This window comes from Gulosibacter sediminis (assembly GCF_014904065.1).
Lineage (GTDB): Bacteria > Actinomycetota > Actinomycetes > Actinomycetales > Microbacteriaceae > Gulosibacter > Gulosibacter sediminis.
In genome coordinates, this window is record NZ_JACXJG010000017.1 from 32,009 (window position 1) to 39,665 (window position 7,657).

Consider the following 7,657-nt stretch of genomic DNA (forward strand, 5'->3'; position numbering starts at 1 on the left):
CGCTACGCCTCCTTCAGCTCGGGGGCCTGCGCGTAGAGCGGGCTCCCCCATTGTTCGTTGAGTGCTGCCTCGAGCGCGGCGCCGACCTTGTAGAGGCGGGCGTCCTCGCGCGCGGGTGCCATGAATTGGAAGCCGACGGGCAGGCCCTCGCTGAGGCCCATGGGCAGCGAGAGGGCCGGGATGCCCGCGAGGTTCGCGGGGATCGTCGTGATGTCGGCGACGTACATCGCGGTCGGGTCGTCGAGTCGCTCGCCGAGCTTCCACGCGACCGTCGGCGACGTCGGTGCGACGAGCACGTCGACCTCGCCGAATGCGCGGTCGAAGTCGCCCTGCACGAGCGTGCGGACCTTCTGCGCGGAGCCGTAGTACGCGTCGTAGTAGCCGCTCGACAGCGCGTAGGTGCCGAGCAGGATGCGGCGCTTCGCCTCGTCGCCGAAGCCGGCGGCGCGGGTCGCGCTCATGACCTGCTCGACGTTCGCGCCCTCGGGGGTGACGCGGAGACCGTAGCGCACCGAGTCGTAGCGGGCGAGGTTGCTCGAGACTTCGGCGGGCATGAGCAGGTAGTACGCCGCGACGGCGTAGTCGAGGGTGTCGAGGTCGATCCAGGTGATCGTTGCGCCGCGGGCGGTGAGCACGTCGAGCGCCTCCTGGAAGCGCTCGCGCACGCCCGCCTCGAAGCCCTCGCCCTCGGCAAGCTGGCGCGGCACGCCGACTCGCAGGCCGGCCACCGCATCCGCCTTGAGGCCCGCCTTTGCGGCGGCAGCGAACGACGGCCAGTCGTGGGTCATCGAGGTCTGGTCGCGCACGTCGTGGCCGCCGATGACATCGTGAAGCAGCGCCGCGTCGAGCACGGTGCGTGCCGCGGGGCCGATCTGGTCGAGCGACGAGGCCATCGCGATGGCGCCGTAGCGGCTCACGCCGCCGTAGGTCGGTTTCACGCCGACGGTGCCGGTGACCGAGGCGGGCTGGCGCACCGAGCCCCCCGTGTCGGTGCCGAGCGCGATCGGTGCCTCGAAGGCGGCGACGGCCGCGGCCGAGCCACCGCCCGAGCCACCGGGAATCCGGTCGAGACCCCACGGGTTGTTCGTCGCGCCGAAGCCCGAGGTCTCAGTCGACGAGCCCATGGCGAACTCATCCATGTTCGTCTTGCCGAGAATCGGCATGCCGGCGGCACGCAGGCGCTCGATGACGTGCGCGTCGTACGGCGGCTGCCAGCCCTCGAGGATGCGGCTGCCCGCCGTGGTCTCAAGGCCGCGGGTGACGAGGTTGTCCTTCACCGCGATCGGCACGCCGGCAAGCAGTGAGGTGGTTTCGCCTGCGGCGCGGGCGGCGTCGGCGGCCTCTGCCTGCTGCAGCGCGCCCTCGGCGTCGACGGTGAGGTACGCGTGCACGGCGCCGTCAACGGCAGTGATGCGGTCGAGGTGCGCCTGCGTCGCTTCGACCGAGGTCGTTTCGCCGGCCGTCAGGCGCTGCGCGAGTTCGGCGGCGGTGAGCTTGGTGAGGTCGGTCATTAGGCTTCCTCCCCCAAGATCGCGGTGACCTTGAACCGGGTCTCGTCGCGGTCGGGGGCCTGTTCGAGCACCTCATCGCGGTCGAGGGTCGGCGCCGCCTCGTCGGGGCGCGTGACATTCGCGTTCACGAACGGGTGGCTTGCGGGCGCAACGTCGGGCGTCGCGACCTCCTGAACCTTGCTGATGAGCTGGTTGATGGCGCCGAGCTGCTCGGTCATGCGCCCGATCTCTTCTTCCGTGAGATCGATGCGCGAGAGCTCCGCCAGGTGCTCGACGTCTGCACGAGTGATGTCTGACATACCGTTCCGTCTTCGAGTGCGATTACGACCAATCCAGTCTAGTTCGCCCACCCCGCACCCCGACCCCTTCCGTTGAGTGGTCGTTTTTTGTNGCGGGGTGTTCAGTCGGTGAGTGCAACTCCATCGATGAGTTGTTGGAGTCTTTCAGCTGGCGTGTAGCCCTGCAACACGACACGGGGCCGGGAGTTCAGACTGTCTTGAACGGCTTGGAGTTCCTGGTCCGTGATCGTGTTGAAGTCAGTGCCCTTCGGGAAGTCCCACCGTAATTGGCCATTCAAGTTCTCGTTACTCGGCCGCTGCCATGGCGAGTGCGGATCGCAGAAGAACACGGGGCATCCGGTCGCGACCGTGAACTGTCGATGCTGCGCCATTTCCGTGCCCTGGTCCCACGTCACTGACGCGCGCACCGCTGCCGGGAGTCGTTCGACCATGCTCGTGAGCACATCGATCACGGTCTGCGAGTCCCGCGCTCCGGGGAGTCGGCCGATCAGGCACAGCCGACTCGCGCGTTCCATCAATGTCACGATCCCGGAATTGTTCGGCCCGACCACGAGATCGCCCTCCCAATGCCCGGGTACCGTGCGGCCGGCGTGTTCGGCCGCGAGTTGCTCGTCCCGGTCCGCGAGCCGGTATCCGTCCAGCCACGGCCGGGAGTTGCGTAGAGGGAGTTTCGATTGAGGTTTGCGGCCGGTGCGGCCCGACCGTAGTGCTTGCGCGACGGTGAGTTCGTGGCGCAGCCCTCTCGTACCTTGGACGTACAAGGCTTGATAGATCGCTTCGTGACTGATCCTCATGGCCGCATTCTCCGGGAACACGACCGGCAGGCGCGCGGCGATCTGGGGTGGGGACCATTTCTTGTTGAGGTAGCCGATGACCACGTCCCGTAACGGCGTGTTCGTGTCGAGTTTGCGGGGTTTCGGGCGGGCGCGGGCATGTTCTGCACGGTACTGCGCCAACTTGGCGCTGTACTGCTGTTGTGTCGTCCCGCTCGTGTCGAGCTTGAGCTGGGAGCGACGGATTTCTCTGGACACGGTTGCCGGGGAGAACCCGATCAGCTTCGCGATCCGGGTCTGGGACAGGCCTTGTTCCAGGCCGAGCTGGATCAGCATCCGGTCGCCGAGTTGGAGGCGGCGCCCGTGCCCGGTCGGCGGGAGCGTGTCCGGGTCGAGCGGGGTGGGGAACACGACCGGGGAGCGGGTCGCGCTTGGTCGTCCTTGTTGCATGCGTACTCCTGCCCATCGAAGCCAACGCGACAACGTTGCCATGCCCAGGCCCGGGCACTGCTGTCGCAGTGCCCGGGACCGTGCCGGGATCCCGTCCAGCACCAACTCGATCACGCGTACGCGGTACGCCAGTGGATACATGCCAACTCCCTGAACTTCAGGGAATTGCACTCACCCCACGAACCCGCCGGCGGTAAGACTACAAAAAGTGACCACTCANGTTGGGGTTGGGGTTGGGGGCGAGGGCAAGGCAAGGGCGAGGCGGCGGGTTAGTCGAGCAGGCCGAGCATTTGGGCTCGGCGCACGCTGTCGAGGCGGCTCGACGAGGCGAGTTTCGCCTGGATGTTCGCAAGATGCCGTTTCACGGTGCTTGGCGACAGCGAGAGGGCCCTCGCAATCTCTGGGTTCGTGAATCCGCGGGCGACGAAGTGGAGCAGTTCGACCTGCCGCACGGTGAGGATGCCCGCTGGCCCGGCCGGTTCGGCGCGGCGATCGCCGAACGCGATCACCTGCTCGAGCACGGTCACGAGTTCACCGACCGGCGCAGATTTCGCGACCACCGCATCCGCACCCGCCGATCGCCATTGCTTCGCGAGGAGGTGGTCGGCGTGCATCGATACGATCACGATGCGGGTGCCTGGGGCGGCCCGCCGAGTGCGAGCGAGCACCGTCGAGGTCGCGGGACCCGGCATCTCAACGTCGAGCAGAAGGATGTCGGGGCGCAGGCGTTCGCAGCGCGCGACGGCCATGTTGCCATCGGCCGCCTCGCCGACGACGCGTACCCGCACAGTCGCTTCGAGTAGCGACACCAGCCCCGCTCGGAACAGCGCATGGTCGTCGGCAACGACGGCCCGGATCACGGCGCCACGTTCCCCGAGAACGGCAGTTCGACGATCACCGCGCTGCCCTCGTGCGAGGCCTCGAGCGTGAACTCGGCGCCGATCGCGGCGGCCCGCTCGCCCATGCCGCGGGTGCCGGACCCGGAGTCCGCAGTAGCGCCGCCCGGGCCATCGTCGGCGATGCACACGGTGAGCCGGTCGACCCGCCACCGCGTCGTCACCTCGATGACGGTGGCGTCGGCGGCGTGGGCGCGCGCGTTCCGGACCGCCTCGACGACGATGGCGAAGAGCTCGGCGGTGACCCGTTCGGTGAGGCCCGACGGTGCGCCGGTCGACTCGTGGCGCACGGGCGGCGCGTCGCCGAGCGAGCGCTCGACGTACGACGCGATCGCCTCGTCGAGACTCGCCCCGTCGAGTTCAAGGCGCACGTCGCGGGCGAGCGCCCGAGTGTCGGCGAGCGTGCTGCGCAGCTGCTCCAAGCCAGCGCGTGCCGATTCGAGGTGAGGCCCCGAGGCCCCGGCGATGCCGAGCTCGATCTGCTGGATGCCCGCGAGGATGCCGTGCGCGATACGGTCGTGCAGCTCGCGGGCCAGTCGCTTGCTTGCGAGCGCTTCCGCCTGCTCGAGCTGCTCGCGGAGCACTTGCACGTAGGCGATCGCGCCGGGCGGGAAACGTCGCCAGATCGCGTGATGGAGGTGCTGGGCGATGCGCATCGCATCATCGTCGGCGAACAGTTCGACGAGTCTCGGCAGCGCGAGCCCAAACGTGAGTTCACCGACGACGAGCGGCTCGGAGGGGTCGTAATCGTGCTTCGCAGACACCGCGCCCTTCTCGAGGAAGGCATCGTCATTTGAGTAGTCGAAGGAGACGAGGTCGGCGACATCGAGGTCGGCGTGCAGTTTCAGCACCGTCTCGGCGAGGATCGAGCGCACCTGCGGTTCAATCCCGGCGCCAAGCCTGCCCGGCGCAACGCGGCTGCTCCCGCGCCGTTCAAGCTCGACCTGCAGCTCTCGGATGAGATCGGCGGCGAGCTCGCCCAACTGCAGTTTCGAGGTCACCGGTCGATCCTATCCGCGGGCATCGACGCCTTCCCGAGGCTCCGGCCGGAATGGCCCGATCGGGCCATGCGTGTGGCGGGTATGTTCAGGTGCGGAACTAGCGCNAGGAATCAATCACCCGCACCTCGCCTTCCCTCAAGGAGCGATCATCATGGCTGACCCTAAGGTCGACGAAACTCAACAGTGGCTCAACGCCACCTACGGCAACCACGCGCAGTGGAACAACATCACCGAAAACGGACAGATCGGATGGCCAACCATCTACGGGATGATCCGTGCCCTCCAGATCGAACTAGGCATCACAACGCTGTCGGACAACTTCGGCGACGCAACCATGGCGCGTCTCACCGCACAGTTCCCGAAGATCACACCGCTGACTTCGAAATCCAACGTGCGCCGCATCGCCCAAAGTGCGTTGTGGTGCCACGGCTACCTCGGCGGCTACGACTGGGGGACATTCGATACTGACACCAACACTGGCATCAAGACATTCGCGATAGGTGCCGGGCTGGCTGACGACGCAACTTCAGTGCCCTCAGAGATCACGCCGAAAATGCTCAAGGGCCTGCTCACCCTTGAGGCATACTCACTGGTCTCTGGCGGTGATCCCAAAATCCGTGAAGCTCAGCAGTGGATCAACCGAACCTATCTGAATCGGAAACAGGATCTCCTGCCTTGTGATGGTATCTTCACGCGCAGTACCCAGCAGGGGCTCGTCACCGTCATTCAGTACGAGATCGGAATGACCGATAGCCAAGCCAATGGCAACTTCGGACCAGGCACCAAGTCAGGTCTCCAATCGAACGGCAACATCTCCTCCGGGACGAAAGACAGTAGTACTAAGCACTGGGTGCGACTGTTCCAGTGCGCTCTTCGCATGAACGGATATTCGGCCCCGCTGAACGGTGTCTTCGATGCCAGCACGGTGAGCACGACCAAGGCCTTCCAAAACTACGCGGAGCTATCTGGATCTGGCAATGCGAACTTCCAGACCTGGGCTTCGCTACTCATCAGCACGGGAGACGACACGCGACCTGGCATCGCCAGCGACATGGCGACGCAGCTCTATCCCGTGGCGTGCGAGGAACTCTACAACAACGGATATCGCACCGTCGGGCGCTACCTCACTGTGCTCAGCAAGCGATACAAAGCGAAAGAGCTCGACTATATCTTCGATGCCGGCCTGGAAACGTTTCCCATCATGCAGGAGGCCAACACTGGGATTGAGCACTTTAGTAATGAAAAAGGCAAGGACCACGCAATCCAGGCGATCCGCAGGCTTCGCCAGCTCGGCTTCAAAACCGGAAACACCGTATTCTTCTCCGTGGATTTTGACGCCAACGGCGATCAAATCAATTCCAACATTATTCCCTTCTTCCGGGGAATTAAAAGCGTCATAGGCGGTTCTCGCAAGCAGTATAAAGTGGGTGTATACGGCACCCGCAATGTCTGCAGCAAGGTCATCGAAGCCGGCCTCGCCGAAGAAGCATTTATCGCATCAATGTCTTGGGGATGGGGCGGCAACCTCGGATTCCCGCTTCCGCCGAACTGGTCGTACGACCAGATCTGGAACGGCACACTACCGAGCAGCATTGTCTCTCTAGAGATCGACAAAGACATACAGTCAAGCCGTGCCAACCCCGCTTCCCGCGCTGATGTTCGCGTCACGCCCACAATTAAGGTACCCGTCGACGTCGGTGGCACGGAGGTCACTGACGATTTCGACGAAAACTACTTCTGGTACCTTTGCGACATCTTGATGCAGGCCGATCTGGTATCAACGTCGGCTGAACGAACTACAAAAGACGTGCTGCACTGGCTCTCGACCCAGAAGTACAACAATGTTGCTTGGAATGCATACCTCCCGTATGACTTGGATGCGGGTGACGCAGAAATAATGTACAGATTGAAGCAAATTGCGCCGCCCATTCCGGAGCTTACATTCGACCGATTCACGCACTGGGCAGCCACCACTCGTGGCTACCTACTGCACTGGAATAACAAGCCGCTCCCCGGCGCTGGTCACGCCTGGATCGGTGACCTCGGCGGGTGGGGCTTCGACCTGGCGACCGCGTGGGACGACTATCTCGCGTCAGGGTCATCACTCGGAGTGCGTCAGTGGATGGCGCAAAACGTCGGTACTGTGTCTCCCCAGTTCGGCCGGGATGACTTTATCGAGGACATTGATGGTTTCCTCACAGCCAAGATGCTGCGAGATAACCCCGATCAAGACCTCGACGAGTGCATCCGCCAGATTGAAGTCGCATGCATGGCTGACTCGAGCTGGCGGTACAAGAAGTTTATCGAGCGGCGCTTCGGCGGCTCCGCCGCTGAGATCGCCGCCGCCGGTGCTGAGATCTTCACGGATGATGCCTACTGGATGCTGGCGGACGGCTTTGTTGATGGGCCTAGGCCCTCGACATCCGAAGCTGCACAGATCGGCTTGGGTTTCGCTGACGCCGTGAAGACGCTCGCCGGAATCTAATACGTGTAATTATATGCAGAGCCCCCTGGAGGCGCCTCACCAACGCCCTCCAGGGGCCTCTATCAAGATCAAGAAATGGTGCCTAAACCAGTGAATGAAGCAACGCGCACTACGGATCCTGGTCGATCGANATTGCCGCTTCCCTCTTCTCGATCCTCATCATCCTGAGCGGCACACTCTTTGCAGCATTGAGTATCGGCTACCCCGAAACTGTCTTCCTCCCTCGCGTGATCGCATTTGCC

The 7,657-nt window shown here is 64.1% G+C and carries 6 protein-coding genes; 1 reads left to right on the forward strand and 5 read right to left on the reverse strand.

Features of this window, described 5'->3' with window-relative positions:
- Positions 1-2: 2 nt before the first annotated feature.
- The 5 genes from gatA to ID132_RS08830 all read right to left on the reverse strand — a co-directional run bounded on the left by gatA (position 3) and on the right by ID132_RS08830 (position 4,930).
- Positions 3-1,511, reverse strand: coding sequence for an Asp-tRNA(Asn)/Glu-tRNA(Gln) amidotransferase subunit GatA (gene gatA, locus ID132_RS08810; protein WP_125107942.1), 1,509 nt, complete (start codon positions 1,509-1,511; stop codon positions 3-5).
- Positions 1,511-1,810 (reverse strand): Asp-tRNA(Asn)/Glu-tRNA(Gln) amidotransferase subunit GatC, encoded by a 300-nt coding sequence (gene gatC, locus ID132_RS08815; protein ID WP_164509824.1) that lies wholly within the window; start codon positions 1,808-1,810, stop codon positions 1,511-1,513. The genes gatA and gatC overlap by 1 nt, the downstream gene beginning before the upstream one ends.
- Positions 1,811-1,911: 101 nt before the next feature.
- The gene (locus tag ID132_RS08820; RefSeq protein ID WP_459562467.1) at positions 1,912-3,174 is read right to left on the reverse strand and encodes an IS30 family transposase; all 1,263 of its coding nucleotides are present in this window, start codon (positions 3,172-3,174) and stop codon (positions 1,912-1,914) included.
- Between the two features lie 128 nt (positions 3,175-3,302).
- A complete protein-coding gene (locus tag ID132_RS08825; RefSeq protein ID WP_193128385.1) occupies positions 3,303-3,893 on the reverse strand; it encodes a response regulator transcription factor in 591 nt (196 codons plus the stop codon).
- Positions 3,890-4,930 (reverse strand): sensor histidine kinase, encoded by a 1,041-nt coding sequence (locus tag ID132_RS08830; RefSeq protein WP_193128386.1) that lies wholly within the window; start codon positions 4,928-4,930, stop codon positions 3,890-3,892. Before ID132_RS08830 ends, ID132_RS08825 begins: the two co-directional genes overlap by 4 nt.
- Positions 4,931-5,081: 151 nt before the next feature.
- On the opposite strand from ID132_RS08830, the gene ID132_RS08835 reads away from it, so the two are divergent.
- Complete coding sequence (locus ID132_RS08835; protein WP_193128387.1) at positions 5,082-7,415, forward strand: glycoside hydrolase domain-containing protein; 2,334 nt, start codon at positions 5,082-5,084, stop codon at positions 7,413-7,415.
- Positions 7,416-7,657 lie beyond the last annotated feature (242 nt).

Bases quoted from the DNA above. Each gene is read 5' to 3' on its own strand.
- gatA (WP_125107942.1), bottom strand. From the start codon at position 1,511: ATGACCGACCTCACCAAGCTCACCGCCGCCGAACTCGCGCAGCGCCTG.
- gatC (WP_164509824.1), bottom strand. From the start codon at position 1,810: ATGTCAGACATCACTCGTGCAGACGTCGAGCACCTGGCGGAGCTCTCG.
- ID132_RS08820 (WP_459562467.1), bottom strand. From the start codon at position 3,174: ATGTATCCACTGGCGTACCGCGTACGCGTGATCGAGTTGGTGCTGGAC.
- ID132_RS08835 (WP_193128387.1), top strand. From the start codon at position 5,082: ATGGCTGACCCTAAGGTCGACGAAACTCAACAGTGGCTCAACGCCACC.